The organism is Agromyces sp. NPDC057865 (genome assembly GCF_042796995.1).
In the GTDB taxonomy this organism is placed as follows: domain Bacteria; phylum Actinomycetota; class Actinomycetes; order Actinomycetales; family Microbacteriaceae; genus Agromyces.
Window position 1 is genome coordinate 144,331 of sequence record NZ_JBHVMJ010000001.1, and the last position, 20,036, is coordinate 164,366.

A 20,036-nucleotide genomic window follows, 5' to 3' on the forward strand; every position below is an offset into this window, starting at 1 on the left:
GTTCACCCCTTCACGGCGCCCGAGGTCATGCCCGCGACGATCTGACGCTGGAAGAAGACGTACATGATCAGCGGCGGGATCGTGATGATCAGGACGTTCGCGAAGAGCAGGTTGTCCGAGGTGACCGCCTGCGAGATGTAGTTGAACGTCGTGAGCTGCACCGTGGCGTTCTCGTCGCCCGGCAGGAAGTACAGCGCATAGGCGAAGTCGTTGAAAACGGCTACCGATTGGACCACGATGACCGTCACGATCACCGAGCGCAGCAGCGGGAAGACGACGCGGAAGAACAGCTTGATCGGCCCGGCACCGTCGATGATGGCCGCCTCGTCGAGCTCGCGCGGGATGGTCGCGACGAACGCCCGGAACAGCAGGATGCAGAACGAGAGCCCGAACGCGACGTGGACCGCGACGAGTCCGGGGATCGTCTTGAAGAGCTCGATGCCCTGCAGCACCCAGATCGTGGGAACGACCGCCGGCGGGATGATGAGTCCCGCGAGCACGAACGCGTTGACGAGGGGATTCCACCGCGACTTGCGTCGCTGCAGGACGTAGCCGACCATGGCGCCGAGGATCACCATGATGGCGACCGCCGAGACCGTGAGGATCGTGCTGTTGACGAAGGCGCGCACCAGCAGGAAGTCGCGATTCTGGATGACGGTGACGATGTTGTCCCACAGCACCCACTCGGTCGGCCAGGTGAACTGGAGGGCGGCCGCCTCGGCCTGGGTCTTGCCCGCGGTGAACACGATGAACGCGAACGGCACCACGAAGACGACGACCGTGACGAGGATGGCGACGGTGCCGGCGCCCCACCTCCATGCGGTGTTCCTCATCGCTCGTCCTCCTTGCGGTTGAGCCACCATGACAGCGGGAAGATGATCGCCGCGACGACGACGAAGAGCACGACGTTGCCGGCGGTGGAGAGGCCGAAGAATCCGGCCTGGTACTGCTTGTAGACGACCGACGCGAGCACGTCGCTCGAGAACCCGGGGCCACCGCCGGTCATCGTCCAGATCAGGTCGAATCGGCGCAGGCCGCCGATGAGCGAGAGCAGCACGACGGTGACGGTGGCGGGTCGCAGGAGCGGCAGCGTGATGTGCCGGAAGGTGCTCCACGCGCTCGCGCCGTCGACCTTCGAGGCCTCGAAGTACTCCTGCGGGATGGCCACCATGCCCGCGATGTAGATGAGGGTCGCGAGACCGACGCCGGCCCAGATGTCGACGATCGCCACGGAGACGAGCGCGAGCGACGGATCGGTGTACCAGCCCGGTCCGTCGATGCCGATCGCGGCCAGCCCCTCGTTGATCGGCCCGTCGAACGGGTCCATGAGCACCTTGAACAGGATGCCGACGCCGATGACGCTGACGAGCACCGGGAAGAACACGACCGAGCGGATGAAGCCCCGGGCGATGATCTGCGAGCTGAGGAACACCCCGAGCAGCAGGCCCAGCACGACCTTCGCTCCTGAGGTCAGGAAGGCGTAGATGAACGTGTTGATGAAGCCCTGGACGAGCTGCGGCTCCTGGAAGAAGCGGACGAAGTTGTCGAAGCCGATGAACTCGACGTTGAACAGCGTCCAGCGGGTGAGTGAGAAGTAGAACGACGCGAGGGTCGGGACGAGGAAGAGGACGAGGTAGAACACGCCGGCCGGGATGAAGAACCACGTGGGATACGGGCTCTTCATGGGCCGGCGCTTGGCCGGCCCGGCTGGGCTGATCGCCCCCGGCGACGTCGAGGTGCGGCCTTGGGCCGTCGCGGTGGTCATGGTGGATCTCCCGGATATGGCTGCGGGGTCGGACCGGCCGGCCCGACCCCGCAGGCGATCAGTGCGGCTTACCAGCCTTCGATGCCGAGCTGCTGGGCCTGCTTCTTGACATCCTCGTCGTACTGGGCGGCGCCGTCAGCGGCCGAGGTGATTCCGGATCCCACGGCGACGGTGATCTGCTCGAGGGCCGGGCCCTTGATGGGCGAGAGGAACTCGAGGGCGAGGTTGGTCTTGCCATCGTCGAAGTACTGCTGCAGGTCGGAGACCATGGCCGGCACGTCGTCGGGCAGGTCGCAGCCCTCGATCACGAACGGACCCTGCGGGGCGTTCGCCTCGGACTGGATGTCGCAGGCCTCGGGCGTGGCGAGGAACTCGAGGAACTTCTTGGAGGCCTCGAGCTTGTCGCCCTCGGTCGACTTCGGGATGTAGACGGTGTTGGTCGGCATCCACACGGTGAGGCCGTTGGTCGAGGCATCCGGACCCGGCAGCGGGAAGGTGCCGACCACGTCGGCCGCCTCGGGGTTCGTGGTCATGAGCTGCCCGGCGGCGAACGTGAGGATCGGGTACTGCGCACCCTCGCCGGTGGCGACCATCGTCACGCCGTCGGCGTAGGTCGCCGACGCGAAGTCCTCGTTGAAGAGGCCCTTGTCGAACGCCTCCTGCAGGTGCTCGAACCCGGCGAGTGCCGGCTCGTCGACGTACTTGGCCTTGTTGTTCGTGTACTCCTCGGCCCAGTCGGGGTTCTCGGCCAGCACGTTGTTGAAGTCGCCGAGCACGAAGAGCTGCGACGTCCACGTGTCGCCGTAGGTCTGCACGATCGGAGCGGCGACGCCCGCCTGCTTGATCGCCTCGCTGTTCGAGATGAACTCGTCCCAGGTCGTCGGGACCTCGAGGCCGAGCTGCTCGTAGATGTCCTTGTTGTAGATCACGGCGCCAGCCATCGACTGCCCCATCGGGACGCCGTAGAGGCCGTTCTCGGTCGAGACGCTCTGCACGAACCGGTCGTCGAACTTGCCGACGTAGTCCTCGTCGGCCAGGTTCACGAGCGTGTCGTCGGGGCTCAGCGCCTGCATGAGCGAGCCGGAGTTGTACTGGAACAGGTCGTCCATCTCGCCGGTGGCGAGGCGCGTCTTCACGACGTTGTCACCGTCGGCGCCCTGCGGGCGCGTCTCCACCTCGATGCTGATGTCGGGGTTCTCCTCCACGAACGCGTCGACGAGGGCCTGCGCGGTGGCGACGGTCGCTTCGCCGTTGTCGACCAGGAAGGTCAGGGAGGTCGCGCCTCCCTCACTGGAACCGGAACCGCCTGCGGTGCAGCCGGCGAGTGCGAGCGACAGGGCGAGACCGCCTGCGCCGATGGCGACGAGGGAACGTCGCTGGGAACGGGGGACCATCTTCTTTACCTCCATGTAAAGCAACTGCGCTGTTGAGTGCTCCGAATGGTCTCGGTGCTGTGGCGTGGCCCACGTTACGAGCGTCGGAGAAAGTTTGTCAACCGATCTACACAAATTCCTTGAAACGATTTACGATCGATCCCATGCCACGACGTAGATCGGTCTATTCCGCTCGACGGCGCGGTGTATCGTGACAGCCAGCCGAACATCCGACCATCGAAGGCGAAAGGGGGAGACCGTGGCACAGGCGAGAGCAGCGACCATCGAGGACGTGGCCCGCGAGGCCGGCGTCTCGCGCGCGGCGGTCTCCAAGGTCATCCGCAATGCCTACGGCGTGAGCCCCGCGATGCGGGAGCGCGTCACGGCCGCGATCGAGGCCCTGGACTATCGCCCACGGGTCGCCGCCCGGGCGATGCGCGGATCGAGCTTCACCCTCGGCATCGAGATGCCGCACATCGGCAACCCGTTCTTCACGAAGATCGTCGCAGGAGCCACCGCCGCGCTCGCCGGCACCGACTACCAGCTCATCATCGCGCCCGCCGACGTCGACGGCGAGGAGGGCGTGCGCGCCATCGGTGCACTCGCCGATCGCCAGGTCGACGGCATCGTCGCGATCTCCCCGCTCGTCTCCGCCGAGTGGCTCGAACGGCTCGCGGGTCGCGTGCCCGTGGTCATGCTCGGTCGCCACGACAACTCCACGGCCTACGACACCGTGACGGGCGACGACGTCGAAGGCACGCGGCTGGTCATGGAGCACCTGTTCGAACTCGGCCATCGCCGCATCGTGCACCTCACGCGCAGCGAGGAGGTCACTCGCCCGGGGTCCGGCAACCCCCACGCGCTGCGCCTCGAGGGGTACCTCGAGCGCATGCGCGAAGCCGGCTACGCCGACGACATCCGCGTCGTGCGGACGGGCCTCGACGAGGAGTCGGCACGGCTCGACACGCTCGCCCTGCTCGACGACGACGTGCCGACCGCGATCTTCGTGGGCAACGACGAGCTCGCGTTCGGCGCGCTCCGGGCCCTGGCCGAGCATGGGCTCTCATCCGACGTCTCCGTCGTCGGCTACGACGACGTCGACATCGCCAGCTACCCGGCGATCTCGCTCACCAGCGTCAACCAGGCCGGCGAGGCGATGGGCGAGCGGGCGATCCGCCTGCTGCTCGAGCGCATCCAGGGCCGCACCGACCCGATCCACTTCTCCGTCGAGCCGTCGCTCAAGGTGCGCGACTCGACCCGGCCCGTAGCGGTGGAACCGACCGCCTGACCGAAACCGACCCCTCGAACCGCCGGCGCGACCACGATCCGGTCGCGTCGGGCACCACCCATGGAAGGACACGGATGTCCACGCACCTCCCCTCACCCACGACCGGCGACCCCGGCGCGCACGTCGTCGCGCTGCGGTCCCAGTACCCCGACGGCCTGCTCGGGGTGCCGCGCACCGGCCTCCGCCTCAGCTGGCGCGCCGACGCGGCATCCGCCCAACTCGGCTACCAGGTGCGCTGGAACGGCGCGCACTCGGGCGAGGCCGACCCGGTCGCATCGGATGCCGCGATCGGCGTCGTCGCCCCGGGCCCCGAGCTCGAGCCCGGCGAGGAGCGCCGCTACGCGGTGCGCATCGCGACCGAGGCCGGCTGGTCGGGCTGGAGCGACGACCTCGTGGTCGACGCCTCCATCGACGCGGCCGCGCTCGAGGCCCGGCCCATCGGCGGCTCGCAGCCGACGGAGGGGCCGGTCATGCTGCTGCGCACCGGGGTCGCGCTCCCGGCCGAGCCGGTTCGGGCGCGACTGCGCGCCACGTTCTGGGGCGTCGGTGAGCTGCGCGTCAACGGCGTGCGCGCGACCGAGGAGCACCTCTCCCCGGGGTGGACCGCGTACCAGCACCGCGTGGTGCTCGGCACCTGGGACGTGACCGACCTGCTGCACGCGGGCGACAACGCGCTCGGCGTGCAGCTCGCCGATGGCTGGTACCGCGGTCGGCTCGGCTGGGAGGACGGGACCGAGCAGTACGGCACCGAGCTCGCGGCGCTCGTGCAGCTCGACGTCGAGTGCGCCGACGGCTCGCACGTGCGGGTCGGCACGTCGCCCGAGTGGACGACCTCGGTGGGCGGCATCCGCTCGGCGAGCCTCTACGACGGCGTGGAGATCGATCTCCGCGACGAGCCCCCCGGCTGGGATGCCCCCGGATTCGACGACTCGGGCTGGGCGCCGGCCCGCGAGATCGCCGTCGACGCCTCGGTCGTCGAGCCGCGCCTCACGACCGGCGTCCGCACGGTCGCGGAGTGGGACGTCGCGGTGCAGCCACGCGAGGGGCACGCATTCCTCGACCTCGGACAGAACATCGCCGGGTGGCTCCGCCTCACTGTGCGGGGCCGAGCCGGCGACCGCGTCGAGGTGCGCCACGCCGAGGTGCTCGAGCCCGATGGCTCGATCCACACGAAGTCGCTGCGCACCGCTCGCGCGGCCGACGGGTACGTGCTCGCCCACGACGGCGAGACGACGCTCGAGCCGACGTTCACCTTCCACGGATTCCAGTACGCCGAGGTCACCGGCGCCGAGGTCGTGGCGGCCACGGCCGTCGCCGTCTCGAGCGCCGACCGCGTGCGCTCGACGTTCGAGAGCGCCGACCCCCGCCTCGACCGGCTGCACTCGAACGTCGCCTGGTCGCAGCGCGACAACTTCGTGTCGCTCCCGACCGACTGCCCGCAGCGCGACGAGCGCCTCGGATGGACGGGCGACGCGCAGGCGTTCGCGCCGACCGCGTCGACGCTGTTCGACGTCGAGGCGTTCTGGATGTCGTGGCTGCGCGACCTCGAGCTCGACCAGGACGCCGAGGGGGCGGTCGCCGCCGTCGTGCCGAACATTCTCAAGGACGACCAGATCGCGGGCGGCGAGTGGATCACGATGGGCCGCGCCGGCTGGGCGGATGCCGCGACGATCGTGCCGTGGTCGGTCTACGAGTCGTACGGTAGCGACGAGGTGCTCGTGCGCCAGCTCGACAGCATGCGCCGCTGGGTCGCGAGCCTCGAGCGCCGCGCCGGCGCCGGCGACGGCCTGCTGCCCACCGAGTTCCAGTTCGGCGACTGGCTCGATCCGGATGCCCCGGGCGACAAGCCCTGGGCGGCGAAGGTCTCGTCGGACTACGTGGCGAACGCCTTCTTCGCGCGCAGCGCGCACCTCCTCGCCGAGGCCGAGCGCCTCGTCGGCGACCCCGCCCTGGCGGAGGCGGCCGACCGGCTCGCCGACCGCGTTGCGCGCGACACCTGGGAGCGCTGGGGCGCGGAGGCCGTCGAGACGCAGACCGGCGCCGCGATCGCGCTCGAGTTCGGCATCGCGCCCGAGGTGGAGCGCGAGCGCATCGCCGAGGGCCTCGCGCGCAACGTGCGCGAGGAGCGCGGCCGCATCGCCACGGGCTTCCTCGGCACGCCGCTCGTGCTCTTCGCGCTGGTGCGCGCGGGGCATGTCGATGAGGCGTTCCTCATGCTGCTGCGCCTCGAGCCGCCGTCGTGGCTCTACCAGGTGGAGATGGGCGCGACGACGGTGTGGGAGCGCTGGGACGCCCTCGCGCCCGACGGCACGATCCACTCGGGCGAGATGGCGACCGACGACAGCTCGGGCATGCTCTCGTTCAACCACTACGCGTACGGCGCGGTCGTCGACTGGGTCTACCGCTACGTCGGCGGGCTCGCCCCGACGCTCGAGCGCCCGGGATACCGTCGCATCGTCGTCGCCCCGCGCCCGTCGACGGCGATCCCGTGGGCACGTGCGTCGGTGGAGACCCGGCTCGGCGCGGCATCCGTCGACTGGCGCCTCGTCGACGCCGACCTCCATCTGGACCTCGTCGTGCCGTTCGGCGCCGAGGCGGTGCTCGACCTGCCCGTCACCGAGGCGTCGTCCGTCGAGGTCGACGGCGTGCCGCACGACGGCGCACCCCTCGGCCCCGGCTCGCACCGGGTCGTCGCCACGGCCGTGCGGGTCGCCGACCCGGCCGCACTCGTCACGCCGACACACTGACGCCGTCGCCCGGGGCCGACGCCGACGCGGCGGCCCCGGGTCGTGCGGGAGTCCCCTGCACGCTGCGGGCGTCCGTTACGATGGAAAACGCATTCCCCACTTGCGTCCCATCGTTCGAACGCCTACGCTTGAAACGATTCACAACGAATCGTCACCGACCGACCGGCACGACCACGAGACGGAGAGCTCGACGATGAGCACTGCACCCCGACCGAGCGAACGAGTCTGCTTCCAACTGCAGGTCGACGCCGCCCGGCTCGGCGAGTACCGCGAGCGTCACGCCGCAGTCTGGCCCGACATGCTCCGCGCCATCGAGGCGTCGGGCCGGCGCAACTACTCCCTCTTCCTCCGCGAGGACGGCCTGCTCATCGGCTACTACGAGACCGAGGACGACGCGGCATCCCAGGCCACACTCGAGGCCGACCCGCGCACCGCGGCCTGGGAGGCCGAGATGGCGCCGTTCTTCGTCGCCCTCGACGGCCGCCCCGACCAGGGCGCCCCACGACTTCCCGAGGTCTTCCACCTCGAGGACCAGCTCGCCGCGCTCGACGCCGACGCCGACGCCGAGCGCTGAGCTCCCACCGACCACCAGCACAGAAAGCAGCGACCAGTGAGCACCCTTCCCGCCGCCATCCTGTCCGAACTCGAGCTCCAGTCGATCGAGCTCCCCTCGTGGGCGTTCGGCAACTCGGGCACCCGCTTCAAGGTCTTCGCGACCCCGGGCACCCCGCGCGATCCGTACGAGAAGATCGCGGATGCCGCGCAGGTGCACAAGTACACCGCGCTCGCGCCGACCGTGGCGCTGCACATCCCGTGGGACAAGGTCGACTCGTACGACGACCTGCGCACGCATGCGGACGACCTCGGCGTCTCGCTCGGCACCATCAACTCCAACACGTTCCAGGACGACGACTACAAGTTCGGCGCCCTCACGCACGAGGACCCCGCGGTGCGCCGCAAGGCCATCGACCACCACTTCGAGTGCATCGACATCATGCACGCGACGGGCAGCCGCGACCTGAAGATCTGGCTCGCCGAGGGCTCGAACTACCCCGGCCAGGCCGACCTGCGCGGCCGGCAGGACCGCCTGCACGAGTCGCTGCAGGAGATCTACGCACGCCTCGGCGACGACCAGCGCCTCGTGCTCGAGTACAAGTTCTTCGAGCCGGCGTTCTACCACACCGACGTCCCCGACTGGGGCACGAGCTACGCCCAGGTCGCCGCGCTCGGCGACAAGGCGATGGTCTGCCTCGACACCGGCCACCATGCACCGGGCACGAACATCGAGTTCATCGTCATGCAGCTGCTGCGCCTCGGCAAGCTCGGCTCGTTCGACTTCAACTCGCGGTTCTACGCCGACGACGACCTCATCGTGGGCGCGGCCGACCCGTTCCAGCTGTTCCGCATCATCTTCGAGGTGATCCGCGGCGGCGGCTTCAACCACCCCGATGTCGCGTTCATGCTCGACCAGTGCCACAACGTCGAGGACAAGATCCCCGGCCAGATCCGCTCGGTGCTCAACGTGCAGGAGATGACCGCGCGTGCGCTGCTCGTCGACACCGAGGCGCTGCGCGCCGCGCAGGTGTCGGGCGACGTGCTCGAGGCCAACCGCATCTTCATGGACGCGTTCTACACCGACGTGCGCCCGGCCCTCGCCGAGTGGCGCGAGTCGCGCGGCCTCCCCGCCGACCCGATGCGGGCGTTCGCGGCATCCGGCTACCTGCAGCAGATCGCGGCCGACCGCGTCGGCGGCGTGCAGGCCGGTTGGGGCGCCTGACCCCCTGCCTCCCTCCCCTTCCCCCTCGCGAGTGGGCGATCTTGGCGGTCTCACATCCGTCGATATCGCCAGGATCGCCCACTCGCGGAACCTGAACCGACGACGAGAGCGACGAGCGTGACGAGAGGAGCGAGCGGATGACGCAGCAGACGCCGTACGGCGCGGCCGACGGCCTCGTGCGGGTGTACCCGGCGGATGCCGCGGCGCTCCGTCCGACGCCCGGGCTCGTCTGGGCGCACGGCGGCGGCTTCGTCGCGGGCGACCTCGACATGCCCGAGGCGGACTGGGTCGCGCGCGCCCTCGCCGCCCACGGGATCACGGTCGTCTCGATCGACTACCGCCTGGTCGGCGACGGCTCGGGGCGCTACCCGGCCGGGTCCGACGACGTGCTCGCGGCCTGGACCTGGACGCTCGACCACGCCGACGAGCTCGGGCTCGACCCGGAGCGCGTCGCGATCGGCGGCGCGAGCGCGGGCGCCAACCTCGTGACGGGCGCGGTGCTGCGGCTGCTCGGCTCCGACCGGTGGTCGAGTAGCGGCGTCGCACGCGACGCGAATCGAGACCCGGCGCCACGTCTCGATACGGCTGCTTCGCGGCCTACTCGACGACCGCTCCCGGCCGGCGTCGTCCTCGCCTACCCCACCCTGCACGCCGTGCAGCCCGCACCCGATGCCGCGCTGCGCGCCCTCCTAGACGCGAACCCCGCCGCCGACCGCTTCTTCCCCGCCGCCGTCCGCGACATGTACGAGGCCTACCTCGGCGGACCCGTCGACGACGCACCGATCACCGCCGTGCCCGGCAGCGCCGCGGCCTCCGACCTCGCCGGCTTCCCGCCGGTGCTCATGGTCAACGACGAGGCCGACGAGCTCCGCGTCTCGGGCGAGGCGTTCGCCGCGACCCTCGTGGAAGCCGGCGTCCCCGTCGACGTCGTTGTCGAGCCCGGCACCGAGCACGGCCACCTGAACCGACCCGACGAGCCCGCGGCATCCGCCTCGATCGAGCGCGTGGTGCGCTGGATCGCGTGGCTCGAGACCCACCACCGGACCACCCTCCGACTCACCGAAGGAATCACCCCATGACGAACCAGGCAGCTGCCGACCTCATCGCGCGGTCGAACCGCCTCGGCGCCGACCCGAAGAACACGAACTACGCCGGCGGCAACACGTCGGCGAAGGGCACCGAGACCGACCCGGTCACGGGCGAGCCCGTCGAACTGCTCTGGGTGAAGGGCTCGGGCGGCGACCTCGGCACCCTGAAGGAGTCGGGTCTCGCGGTGCTCCGCCTCGACCGGCTCCGCGACCTCGTCGAGGTCTACCCAGGCGTCGAGCGCGAGGACGAGATGGTCGCCGCGTTCGACTACACGCTGCACGGCAAGGGCGGCGCGGCGCCGTCGATCGACACGGCCATGCACGGCCTCGTCGACGCGGCGCATGTCGACCACCTGCACCCCGACTCGGGCATCGCGATCGCGACCGCGGCCGACGGCGAGGAGCTGACCGGCAAGATCTTCGGCGACAAGGTCGTGTGGGTGCCGTGGCGCCGCCCGGGCTTCCAGCTCGGCCTCGACATCGCCGAGATCAAGGCGAAGAACCCGCAGGCGGTCGGCTGCATCCTGGGCGGGCACGGCATCACCGCGTGGGGCGACGCGTCTGAGGAGTCCGAGCGGAACTCGCTCTGGATCATCGACACCGCCGCCGCGTACCTCGCCGAGCACGGCAAGGCCGATCCGTTCGGCGCGGTCGTGCCCGGCTACGAGCCGCTCCCCGAGGCCGAGCGCCGCGCGAAGGCCGCCGCCCTCGCGCCGACGATCCGCGGTCTCGCGTCGTACGACCGCCCGCAGGTGGGCCACTTCACCGACGCCGACGTGGTGCTCGAGTTCCTCAGCCGCGAACAGCTCGCCCCGCTCGCCGCACTCGGCACGAGCTGCCCCGACCACTTCCTGCGCACCAAGGTCAAGCCGCTCGTGCTCGACCTCCCCGCCGACGCGTCGATCGAGGACTCGATCGCACGCCTGAAGGAGCTGCACGAGCAGTACCGCGCCGACTACCAGGCGTACTACGACGCGTATGCGACGCCCGAGTCCCCCGCGATCCGCGGCGCCGACCCGGCGATCGTGCTCGTGCCGGGCGTGGGCATGTTCTCGTTCGGCGCGAACAAGCAGACCGCGCGCGTCGCGGGCGAGTTCTACGTGAACGCCATCAACGTGATGCGCGGGGCGGAGTCGCTCTCGACGTACGCGCCGATCTCCGACGAGGAGAAGTTCCGCATCGAGTACTGGGCGCTCGAGGAGGCCAAGCTCCAGCGCATGCCGAAGCCCAAGACGCACGCGACGCGCATCGCGCTCGTGACCGGCGCGGCATCCGGCATCGGCAAGGCCATCGCGACCCGACTCGCGGCCGAGGGCGCGTGCGTCGTCATCGCCGACCTCGACCTCGAGAAGGCGCAGGCGGCCGCGGCCGAGCTCGGCAACAGCGACGTCGCGATCGGCGTGCAGGCGAACGTGACGGATGCCGCCGCGATCCAGCGCGCGATCGACGACGCGGTGCTCGCCTTCGGCGGCCTCGACCTCGTGGTGAACAACGCCGGCCTGTCGCTGTCGAAGCCGCTCCTCGAGACCACCGAGGCGGACTGGGACCTGCAGCACGACGTCATGGCGAAGGGCTCGTTCCTGGTGTCGAAGGCCGCGGCGAAGGTGCTCATCGAGCAGGGCCTCGGCGGCGACATCATCTACATCTCGTCGAAGAACTCGGTGTTCGCCGGCCCGAACAACATCGCCTACTCGGCGACGAAGGCCGACCAGGCCCACCAGGTGCGCCTCCTCGCGGTGGAACTCGGCGAGTACGGCATCAAGGTCAACGGCATCAACCCCGACGGCGTCGTGCGCGGCTCGGGCATCTTCGCCTCGGGCTGGGGCGCGAACCGCGCCAAGACCTACGGCATCGAGGAGGAGGACCTGGGCAAGTTCTACGCCCAGCGCACGATCCTCAAGCGCGAGGTGCTCCCCGAGCACGTCGCGAATGCGGTGTTCGTGCTCACCGGCCCCGAGCTGAGCCACACGACCGGCCTGCACATCCCGGTCGACGCGGGCGTCGCCGCGGCCTTCCTCCGATGAGTACGCACCGGTGGTCGAGGAGCGCCCGGCGCAGCCGGACGCGTATCGAGACCATCGCACCGCGTCTCGATACGCGTCGCCTGCGGCGGCGCTGCTCGACGACCGGGGTGGACCGATGACCGGCGGGTCGGTCGCCGCGGTCGACCTCGGCGCGACGAGCGGCCGCGTCATCGTCGGCCACGTCGACGCCGCGGCCGGCCGGCTGGAGCTCGACCAGGTCGCCCGGTTCCCGAACGGGCCCGTGCGGCTCGCGTCGGGCCTGCACTGGGACCTCACCGGCCTCTACCGCGACCTCACGCGCGGGCTCGCGGACGCGTTCCGCCGCGAGCCCGGTGTCGCGTCGATCGGCGTGGACTCCTGGGCGGTCGACTACGGCCTGCTCCGCGGGGACCGCCTGCTCGGCGAGCCGTTCCACTACCGCGACGAGCGCAACGAGCGCGCGGTGGAGCGGGTCCACGCGATCGTGCCGTTCGAAGAGCTCTACCGCCGCAACGGGCTGCAGTTCCTCCCGTTCAACACCGTCTACCAGCTCGCGGCCGAGCAGTCGGGCGGCCTGCTCGACCTCGCCGACTCGATGCTCCTCGTCCCCGACCTCATCGGCTTCCAGCTCACGGGCACTCGAGTCGCCGAGCTGACGAACGCGTCGACGACCGGCCTCGTCGGGGTGGAGACGGGCGAGTGGGACTACGCGCTCGTGGAGCGGCTCGGGCTCGAGGCATCCGTGCTGCCCCGACTCGTCTCGCCGGGTGCGTCGCTCGGCGCCCTCCGCCCCGACGTCGCGGCCGACCTGGGCGCGCCCGCGGGCGTCGAGGTGGTCGCGGTCGGCTCGCACGACACCGCGTCGGCGGTCGTCGCCGTGCCGATGCGCGCCGAGTCCGCCGCCTACATCTCGTGCGGCACCTGGGGTCTCGTCGGCGTCGAGCTCGAGCAGCCGGTGACCACGGATGCCGCGCGCGAGGCCAACTTCACGAACGAGGGTGGCGTCGACGGACGCGTCCGCTTCCTGCACAACGTGATGGGGCTCTGGCTGCTGTCGGAGTCGGTGCGCTGGTGGGAGCGCGACGGATCGTCGATCGACCTGCCCGAGCTGCTCGCGCAGGCGGCCACGGTGACGACCGACGTCACGGTGTTCGACGCGAACGACCCGCGGTTCCTCGCGCCGGGCGACCTGCCCGGGCGCATCGCCGAGTGGTGCGCCGAGCGCGGCGTGCCCGCGCCGCAGAGCCGCGCGGAGTTCGCCCGCTCGATCATCGAGAGCCTCGCCGAGGCGTTCGCGAGTGCGGTGCGCACGGCGTCGATCCTCTCGGGCGTCGACGTCGAGACGATCCACGTCGTCGGCGGCGGCGCGCTCAACGAACTGCTCTGCCGGCGCACGGCCGACCGCTCAGGACTCCCCGTGCTGGCCGGCCCGGTCGAGGCGACCGCCATCGGCAACGTGCTCGTGCAGGCCCGCGCGGCCGGCTTCGCCGGGGCCGACCTCGAGTCGCTCCGGGCGCTCGTCGCGGCGTCGTTCCAGCCCGTCCGCTACGAGCCGCGGGTCCGCTGAGGTCGTGCATCGGGGTGCGGGGTCTCGAGACGGCCGCTGCGCGGCCTCCTCGACCCGCGCAAGCCGATCAGTGCCCGTGCGCGAGCTGCTGCAGCAGGATCACGCCGGCACCGAGCGCGAGCAGGATGCCGAGCGAGACGAGCTGCTTCCACCAGGCGACGCGCGTGCGACGCACGGCGAACCAGCCGATGAGGCCGAGCGTCACGAGGTAGACGATGGATGCCGCGCGCAGCGCACCCTCGAGCTGGAACACCCCGAGCACGGCGAGCACGAGCAGGATGAGCGGCACGCCCGCGGACGCGATCGCCGTTCCCGAGACCCGCGCCATGCGGCCCAGCTCGCCGCCGTCGGGGAACGCCTGATGCACGGCGAGGTGCGCGATGACCTCGGCCACGAAGCCCGCCGCCGAGATCGCGACGATGCCGACGAGCAGGGTGAGCGTCGCGCGCGTGGCCGTGAGGTGCTCGACGTTGTTGATCTGCACGAGCACGATCGCCAGCCCCGTGAAGGTCGCGTAGACGCGCTCCTTGAGCGCCTCGGCCCGCTCCTCGACCGGCCGGTCGGGGTGGTCCGGCGGGAGGCCCGGTCCGCGCCCGCGACGCGCTCGCCCGCGGTCGCGTCGGTCGTCGGCTGCAGCGGCCTCGTCCATGGCGGCCACGGTAGCAGCCGCACGGCAGCGCCTCTCCGCTCGCATCGGCGTCGCTCTGGAAGGATGGCCGGATGAGCGAATCCCGCCTCCTCGTGACCGTGCCCGGCGAGACCCTGCGACGGGCGATCGGCACCCCGCCCGAGGGCGTCGACATCGAGCTCTGGGACATGGACTCCCCCGCTCCCGCCGACCACATCGACCTCGTCGTGCCGCCGTACATGGGCGCGGCCGACCGGCTCGGCGCGCTCGAGGGCGTGTCCACCCGGCTCGTGCAGTCCCAGTCGATCGGGTACGACGACGTGCCCGCTGCGCTGCCGGCGGGCCAGGTGTTCGCGAACGCGGCATCCGTGCACGAGACCTCGACGGCCGAGCTGACGCTCGCCCTCGTGCTGGCGGCGCAGCGCGGCATCCCCGACTTCGTGCGCGCCGCCGAGGAGGGGCGCTGGGCGCCCGCCCGGCACGAGAGCCTCGCCGACCGGCGCGTGCTGCTGCTCGGCTACGGCGGCGTCGGCCGCGCGGTCGAGGCCCGGCTCGAACCCTTCGAGGTCGACCTCGTGCGCGTCGCCACGCAGGCCCGCGACGACGAGCGCGGACGCATCCACGGCATCGACGAGCTGCCCGCGCTGCTGCCCGAGACCGACATCGTGATCGTCGGCGTGCCGCTCACCGACGCGACGACGGGGCTCGTCGACGACGCGTTCCTCGCCGCGCTGCCCGACGGCGCGCTCGTCGTGAACATCGCGCGCGGCAAGGTGGCCGACACCGATGCGATCCTCGACCACGCCACGCGTGGACGCCTGCGCGTCGCGCTCGACGTGACCGATCCCGAGCCGCTGCCGCAGGGGCACCCGCTGTTCGCGCTGCCGAACGTACTCATCTCCCCGCACGTGGGCGGCGCCTCGACCGCGATGATGCCGCGCATGGCCCGGCTGGTGCGCACCCAGATCGAGCGGATGCTGCGCGGCGACGAGCCCCTCAACGTCGTGCTGCGCACCTGACCCGGCCACCGACCCCTGTAACTCCCCGAGAGGACTCCCCCATGCCGCAGTTCGACGCCGCCTTCGACTGGGTCCGCCGCAACGTGCACGACGGCCCGCTGCCGTCGGCCGTGCTCGGCGTCGCCACGGCGGAGGGGGTCGTGGCGCTCGAGGCCTTCGGCGCGACCGGCGGCCACGCGGCATCCGTCGACGACCACTACCCGCTGTTCTCGATCACGAAGCCGATCGTCGGACTCGCGGCCCTGCACCTCATCGAGCAGGGACGACTCACGCCCGAGACACCGCTGACGCGCGCCGTGCCCGAGTTCGGCGGCTGGCGCGACGACATCGTGCGCCTGCGCCACCTCGTGAGCCACACCTCGGGCATCAGCGAGCCGCCGCTCGACGTGCCCGACGGCCTCCGGCCGTCGTTGCTCGTGCCGTCGCGCGACTTCCCGGCGGGCGCCGCCTCGCGCTACTCGTCGATCGCGTTCGAGGGCATCGCCGCACTCATCGAGGACGCGTCGGGCGCGCCCTGGGAGCAGGCAATCGCGAAGGTCGGCGAGCGCGCGGATGCCCCGGGCCTCACGTTCGACGCCGACTCGACGCCGCACCTGCCGGTCGACGTCGTCGAGCAGGGCCTCGACTGGGGGCAGTTCACGTCGCTGCGGCATCCGGGGGCCGGACTGTTCGCCCGTGCCGCCGACCTGCTCGCGATCGGCAGCGCGCTGCTGCGCAACGACGGGTCGCTCGTGGCGCCCGTGACCTTCGAGGCGATGCGCCGCCCGCTCACCGCCGGCCTGCCGAAGCTCGAGCCGTACATCGAGTCGCGTGGCCAGGACTGGGGCTTCACGTGGAACCTCCGGCACTCGGCGCCGGGCCTGCTCGCGCGCGACACGTTCGGCCACGGCGGCTGGGCCGGCACGGAGTTCTGGATCACGCCGTCGCTCGACGTCTGCTTCGTGCTGCTGACGAACATCGGCGGGGGCTTCGGCCGCTTCGGCGTCGACGGCGACGAGCTCCACAACGCGGTCGCCGCCGCGGCCTGAGCCGCGCCGCTGCGGCCGCTCGCGCGGCCGCGACCTGTCCGGGATCCCGGAACCGGCGTACGCTGGGAGTCGGCCGAACGTCTGCCGCGCGATCCGAGACACCGCATGGACACGGTGATGGAGATGGAGATCGGTCCCGGTCCCGAGCCGGGAACGTACGTCTCACGTGTGCTCCGATCGATCGGCGGCGGCGAGCCGAGCGAGACGTTCCGGCTCGACGTCGACGAGCTGCTGCGTCGACGTCCCGACCTCGAGGCCAGCGTGCTGCTCTCGTCGGTGTCGGCGCGTCGCATCATGTCGGACACCGAGGCGAACCTGCAGGCGCTCGGGCGCGAGCTGTTCGAGGCCGCGTTCGCGGGCGACGTGTACGCCGCCTACCGTACGAGCGAGGCCGTCGCGTCGGAACGCGGATCGGGCGTGCAGGTCGCGCTGCGCCTCTCGGCGCCGGGGCTGTCCGCCCTCCCATGGGAGGCGCTGTACGACCCGGCCACCGAGATCTACCTGTGCCGCAAGGAGCCGCTGGTCCGGCGAGTGCCCGCCCCGCACGCGCCGGCGCCGCTCGCGATCGACCTCCCGTTGCGCGTGCTCGCGATGGTGTCGTCGCCCCGCGGCCTGCCGCCCCTCGACGTCGAGCACGAACGGGAGCTCCTCGAGGAGGCGCTGCGACCGCACCTCGACGCCGGGCGCGTACGGATCGAGTGGCTCGAACCCGTCACGTGGTCGGGCGTGCACGACAAGCTGCTCGAGCAGGAGTGGCACGTGCTGCACTTCATCGGGCACGGGACGTACGACCTCGACACCGACGAGGGCGTGCTCGCGTTCGTCGGGCGCGACGGCCGGCCCGACTACGTCGCGGCATCCGCCCTCGCCGACCTGCTCGCCGAGGCCGAGCCGACGCCGCGGCTCGTGCTGCTGAACTCCTGCCGATCGGCAGCGGGCGGACCCGACGACCTCTTCTCGGGCACGGCGGCCGCACTGGCGCACAGCGGCATCCACGCGGTGGCCGCGATGCAGTTCTCGATCAGCGACACCGCCGCGATCGAGTTCTCCCGCGGGTTCTACTCCGCGCTGGCGCACGGCCGAGGGATCGACGAGGCGGTGCGGAGCGGCCGCATCGGCATCCTCGGCCTGGGCCGCGGCACGCTCGAGTGGGTGACCCCCGTGCTGTACCTGCGCGGAGAGGACGCGCACCTGTTCGACGTGTCGTCCGTCGAGACGCCGGTCGCCGCCGCATCCGCGTCGAAGCGCAGCCGGAGGCCGTGGCTGGTGGGTGCGGCCGTGGCCATCGCGGCCGTGGCTGCCGCGCTCATCACGTTCGCCGTCCTCCCTCGCACAGATGGCGGCGGCTCCGGCGCCAGTGACCCCGATGGAAGCGGAGGCGGCTCCGCGTCCTCGACGGAGATCTCGGTCCCGCTCACGACCGCGTGGACGAGAACGGGCGTGTCCTGCGATGCCGGCGACTCCATCCACATCTCCGCCCGCGGCGAGGGCGGCTACGACGCGAGCGGCGATCCCGTCGGGCCGGGCGGGATCGCGACGGACCAGTTCGTGGAGGAACGCGTCTACTCGGACATGTTCCCGTTCGCGCTGATCGGCCGGCTGAACAACCGGTCCGACGCGTTCCCGGTGTACGCCGAGTACACCTACGAGTGCCCGCAGGCCGGCGAACTGCTGCTCGGGCCCAACGACAACCTGCTCGAGGACAACAGCGGCGCGTTCACCGTGACCGTCGAACTCGAGTCGGCGGGATGAGGCGGGGTGACGTGATGTCCGGGTCATCCCGCAGCGCGCATTCAGGGGCTCCACGCTGTTCCGGCGCCTCCGGACCGACGAGGATTCGCCCATGGACACCGTGATGGAGTTGGAGATCGGGCCCGGGCCCGAACCGGGCTCCTACGTGGTGCGCGTGCTGCGGTCGGTCGGGGGCGGCGAGCCCACCGAGACGGTCCGGCTCGACCTCGACGATCTCGTCGACCGGCGCCCCCACCTGGAGGCCAGCGTGCTGTCGTCGTCGGTGACGGCGCGCCGGGTCATGTCCGACACCGAGGCGGCGATCCAGGACGTCGGGCGCCGCCTCTTCGACTCGGCGTTCGCGGGCAGCGTCGCCGGCGCGTACCGCACGAGCATGGCCGTCGCTTCGGAGCGAGGGAAGAGCGTGCAGATCGCCCTGCGCCTGACTGCTCCGGGCCTCGCCGCGCTGCCGTGGGAGACGTTGTACGACGCGCAGACGCAGACGTACCTCTGCCGCAAGGAGCCGCTCGTGCGCAACGTGCCGGCTCCGTACTCGCCCGCGGCGCTCGCGGTGTCGCCGCCGCTGCGCGTGCTCGCGATGATCTCGTCGCCCCGCGGGCTCCCCGCCCTCGACATCGACGACGAGCGCGAGCGGCTCGCGAGCGCGCTGAAGCCTCACCTCGATGCGGGCCGCGTCGAACTGCACTGGCTCGAGGATGCCTCGTGGGACGGCATCCACGCGAAGCTGCTCGAGCGCGAGTGGCACGTGCTCCACTTCATCGGCCACGGCGCCTACGACACCGACACCGACGAGGGCGTGCTCGCATTCGTCGGACGCGACGGCCGCGCGGACTACGTCGCGGCATCCGCCCTCGCCGACCTCCTCGACGAGGCCGATCCGACCCCGCGCCTCGTGGTGCTGAACTCCTGCCAGTCGGGCGCGGCCGGCACCTCCGACCTGTTCTCGGGCACGGCCGCGGCGCTCGCGCACAGCGGCATCCGCGCGGTCGCCGCGATGCAGTTCTCGATCAGCGACGTCGCGGCCATCGCGTTCGCCCGCGGCTTCTACACCGCGCTCGCCTACGGACGCGGCATCGACGAGGCCGTGCGCAGCGGCCGCATCGGCATCCTCGGCATCGGACGCGGCACGCTCGAGTGGGTCACGCCCGTGCTCTACCTGCGCGGCGAAGACGCCCACCTCTTCGACGTCGCGCCCCTGCCCGCGGCGCCGCCGCCGCAGAAGCGCCCCGAACCCGTCACGACGTCCGGCAGGATGTCCGGCGCGATGCCCGCCCTCGTGGAGGAGACCGCGCACCCCCGACCGACCGTCGGGGCCCCGCCTGCCGCCGCCTCGGCGCCGACGGGCTCGACGGGCTCATCGGATGTCGCGCGCGAGGCGCCCGTTCCGCCCCGCCCGCCCGCCGACGTGCCGCCACCGCCGGCGGCCCCGCCGTCCTCGGGTCCTCCGACCTCGCCGCCCGGGCCGCCATCCGGCTCGCCGCCCACGGCACCGACCCCGCGGCATCCGTCGAAGCGGCCGTCGCGCGCGAAGCCGTGGATCACCGTGGCCCTCATCGCCGCCGTCGCCATCGGCGGTGCGATCGCCACGTTCCTGCTCCTGCGGCCGGACACCGACGGCGGCGGCGGCGACGCGAGCACCGCCGAGCTCGCGCTCCCGATGGACACCGCCTGGACGGACGTCGGTCTGTACTGCGAGCAGGGCGACGAGTTCGTCATCACGGTGACCGGCACGGCGTACCACGACGGCACGGCCGAGTCCGAGGTCGGTCCCGACGGCCTGACGAACGGCGAAGGCGCGCAGTACCGGGTGCTGGCCGACGCGAACACCGCTTCGGTCATCGGCAGGCTGGACACGATCCCCGAGATGTTCCCGGTCGGTTCGGGAACGACCTACGTGTGCCCGGCGCAGGGCGGCCTGGAGCTCGGCATCAATGACACGGGACTCGTCGGCAACAGCGGTGAGTTCCACGTGTCGGTGGTGAAGAACAGCTGACGCGGGCG

The 20,036-nt window shown here is 71.5% G+C and carries 15 protein-coding genes; 11 read left to right on the top strand and 4 right to left on the bottom strand.

What is annotated here, in order from left to right; all coding sequences use genetic code 11:
• Positions 1 to 2 precede the first annotated feature (2 nt).
• From ACFVN5_RS00630 to ACFVN5_RS00640, 3 genes are all read right to left on the bottom strand, one after another.
• Complete coding sequence (locus ACFVN5_RS00630) at positions 3 to 833, bottom strand: carbohydrate ABC transporter permease (protein WP_376952693.1); 831 nt, start codon at positions 831 to 833, stop codon at positions 3 to 5.
• The gene (locus tag ACFVN5_RS00635; protein WP_376952694.1) at positions 830 to 1,765 is read right to left on the bottom strand and encodes a carbohydrate ABC transporter permease; all 936 of its coding nucleotides are present in this window, start codon (positions 1,763 to 1,765) and stop codon (positions 830 to 832) included. Before ACFVN5_RS00635 ends, ACFVN5_RS00630 begins: the two co-directional genes overlap by 4 nt.
• Before the next feature lie 68 nt (positions 1,766 to 1,833).
• Positions 1,834 to 3,159 carry an ABC transporter substrate-binding protein gene (locus ACFVN5_RS00640; RefSeq protein WP_376952695.1) on the bottom strand — a complete coding sequence of 442 codons (1,326 nt, stop codon included), beginning with the start codon at positions 3,157 to 3,159 and terminating at the stop codon, positions 1,834 to 1,836.
• A gap of 238 nt (positions 3,160 to 3,397) precedes the next feature.
• On the opposite strand from ACFVN5_RS00640, the gene ACFVN5_RS00645 reads away from it, so the two are divergent.
• The 7 genes from ACFVN5_RS00645 to ACFVN5_RS00675 all read left to right on the top strand — a co-directional run bounded on the left by ACFVN5_RS00645 (position 3,398) and on the right by ACFVN5_RS00675 (position 13,608).
• Positions 3,398 to 4,426, top strand: a complete 1,029-nt coding sequence (locus ACFVN5_RS00645; protein ID WP_376952696.1) for a LacI family DNA-binding transcriptional regulator — start codon at positions 3,398 to 3,400, stop codon at positions 4,424 to 4,426.
• Between the two features lie 74 nt (positions 4,427 to 4,500).
• The gene (locus ACFVN5_RS00650) at positions 4,501 to 7,173 is read left to right on the top strand and encodes a family 78 glycoside hydrolase catalytic domain (RefSeq protein WP_376952697.1); all 2,673 of its coding nucleotides are present in this window, start codon (positions 4,501 to 4,503) and stop codon (positions 7,171 to 7,173) included.
• Between the two features lie 193 nt (positions 7,174 to 7,366).
• Positions 7,367 to 7,747: an L-rhamnose mutarotase gene (locus tag ACFVN5_RS00655; protein ID WP_376952698.1), complete on the top strand. Its 381-nt coding sequence runs from the start codon at positions 7,367 to 7,369 to the stop codon at positions 7,745 to 7,747.
• 36 nt (positions 7,748 to 7,783) lie between these two features.
• Positions 7,784 to 8,950 carry an L-rhamnose isomerase gene (gene rhaI, locus ACFVN5_RS00660; RefSeq protein ID WP_376952699.1) on the top strand — a complete coding sequence of 389 codons (1,167 nt, stop codon included), beginning with the start codon at positions 7,784 to 7,786 and terminating at the stop codon, positions 8,948 to 8,950.
• A 137-nt stretch (positions 8,951 to 9,087) separates the two neighbouring features.
• Entirely contained in the window at positions 9,088 to 10,029 is a 942-nt protein-coding gene (locus tag ACFVN5_RS00665; protein ID WP_376952700.1) for an alpha/beta hydrolase, read from the top strand.
• Entirely contained in the window at positions 10,026 to 12,062 is a 2,037-nt protein-coding gene (locus ACFVN5_RS00670; protein ID WP_376952701.1) for a bifunctional aldolase/short-chain dehydrogenase, read from the top strand. Before ACFVN5_RS00665 ends, ACFVN5_RS00670 begins: the two co-directional genes overlap by 4 nt.
• 115 nt (positions 12,063 to 12,177) lie before the next feature.
• A complete protein-coding gene (locus tag ACFVN5_RS00675) occupies positions 12,178 to 13,608 on the top strand; it encodes a rhamnulokinase family protein (RefSeq protein WP_376952702.1) in 1,431 nt (476 codons plus the stop codon).
• A gap of 67 nt (positions 13,609 to 13,675) precedes the next feature.
• Here the strand turns inward: ACFVN5_RS00675 and ACFVN5_RS00680 are convergent, their stop codons facing one another.
• Complete coding sequence (locus ACFVN5_RS00680; RefSeq protein WP_376952703.1) at positions 13,676 to 14,257, bottom strand: hypothetical protein; 582 nt, start codon at positions 14,255 to 14,257, stop codon at positions 13,676 to 13,678.
• Positions 14,258 to 14,328: 71 nt separating this feature from the next.
• Between ACFVN5_RS00680 and ACFVN5_RS00685 the strand changes: the two genes are divergently transcribed.
• The 4 genes from ACFVN5_RS00685 to ACFVN5_RS00700 all read left to right on the top strand — a co-directional run bounded on the left by ACFVN5_RS00685 (position 14,329) and on the right by ACFVN5_RS00700 (position 20,028).
• On the top strand, positions 14,329 to 15,255 hold the full coding sequence (locus ACFVN5_RS00685; protein ID WP_376952704.1) for a 2-hydroxyacid dehydrogenase: 927 nt from the start codon (positions 14,329 to 14,331) through the stop codon (positions 15,253 to 15,255).
• Between the two features lie 41 nt (positions 15,256 to 15,296).
• Entirely contained in the window at positions 15,297 to 16,283 is a 987-nt protein-coding gene (locus tag ACFVN5_RS00690; protein WP_376952705.1) for a serine hydrolase domain-containing protein, read from the top strand.
• A gap of 105 nt (positions 16,284 to 16,388) precedes the next feature.
• Entirely contained in the window at positions 16,389 to 18,035 is a 1,647-nt protein-coding gene (locus ACFVN5_RS00695) for a CHAT domain-containing protein (RefSeq protein ID WP_376952706.1), read from the top strand.
• Between the two features lie 91 nt (positions 18,036 to 18,126).
• Positions 18,127 to 20,028 (top strand): CHAT domain-containing protein, encoded by a 1,902-nt coding sequence (locus ACFVN5_RS00700; RefSeq protein WP_376952707.1) that lies wholly within the window; start codon positions 18,127 to 18,129, stop codon positions 20,026 to 20,028.
• The last annotated feature ends 8 nt before the right edge of the window (positions 20,029 to 20,036 follow it).

Bases quoted from the DNA above. Each gene is read 5' to 3' on its own strand.
- ACFVN5_RS00635 (WP_376952694.1), bottom strand. From the start codon at position 1,765: ATGACCACCGCGACGGCCCAAGGCCGCACCTCGACGTCGCCGGGGGCG.
- ACFVN5_RS00675 (WP_376952702.1), top strand. From the start codon at position 12,178: ATGACCGGCGGGTCGGTCGCCGCGGTCGACCTCGGCGCGACGAGCGGC.
- ACFVN5_RS00655 (WP_376952698.1), top strand. From the start codon at position 7,367: ATGAGCACTGCACCCCGACCGAGCGAACGAGTCTGCTTCCAACTGCAG.
- ACFVN5_RS00700 (WP_376952707.1), top strand. From the start codon at position 18,127: ATGGACACCGTGATGGAGTTGGAGATCGGGCCCGGGCCCGAACCGGGC.
- ACFVN5_RS00640 (WP_376952695.1), bottom strand. From the start codon at position 3,159: ATGGTCCCCCGTTCCCAGCGACGTTCCCTCGTCGCCATCGGCGCAGGC.
- ACFVN5_RS00670 (WP_376952701.1), top strand. From the start codon at position 10,026: ATGACGAACCAGGCAGCTGCCGACCTCATCGCGCGGTCGAACCGCCTC.
- ACFVN5_RS00695 (WP_376952706.1), top strand. From the start codon at position 16,389: ATGGACACGGTGATGGAGATGGAGATCGGTCCCGGTCCCGAGCCGGGA.
- ACFVN5_RS00650 (WP_376952697.1), top strand. From the start codon at position 4,501: ATGTCCACGCACCTCCCCTCACCCACGACCGGCGACCCCGGCGCGCAC.
- ACFVN5_RS00685 (WP_376952704.1), top strand. From the start codon at position 14,329: ATGAGCGAATCCCGCCTCCTCGTGACCGTGCCCGGCGAGACCCTGCGA.
- ACFVN5_RS00680 (WP_376952703.1), bottom strand. From the start codon at position 14,257: ATGGACGAGGCCGCTGCAGCCGACGACCGACGCGACCGCGGGCGAGCG.
- ACFVN5_RS00665 (WP_376952700.1), top strand. From the start codon at position 9,088: ATGACGCAGCAGACGCCGTACGGCGCGGCCGACGGCCTCGTGCGGGTG.
- ACFVN5_RS00690 (WP_376952705.1), top strand. From the start codon at position 15,297: ATGCCGCAGTTCGACGCCGCCTTCGACTGGGTCCGCCGCAACGTGCAC.
- ACFVN5_RS00630 (WP_376952693.1), bottom strand. From the start codon at position 833: ATGAGGAACACCGCATGGAGGTGGGGCGCCGGCACCGTCGCCATCCTC.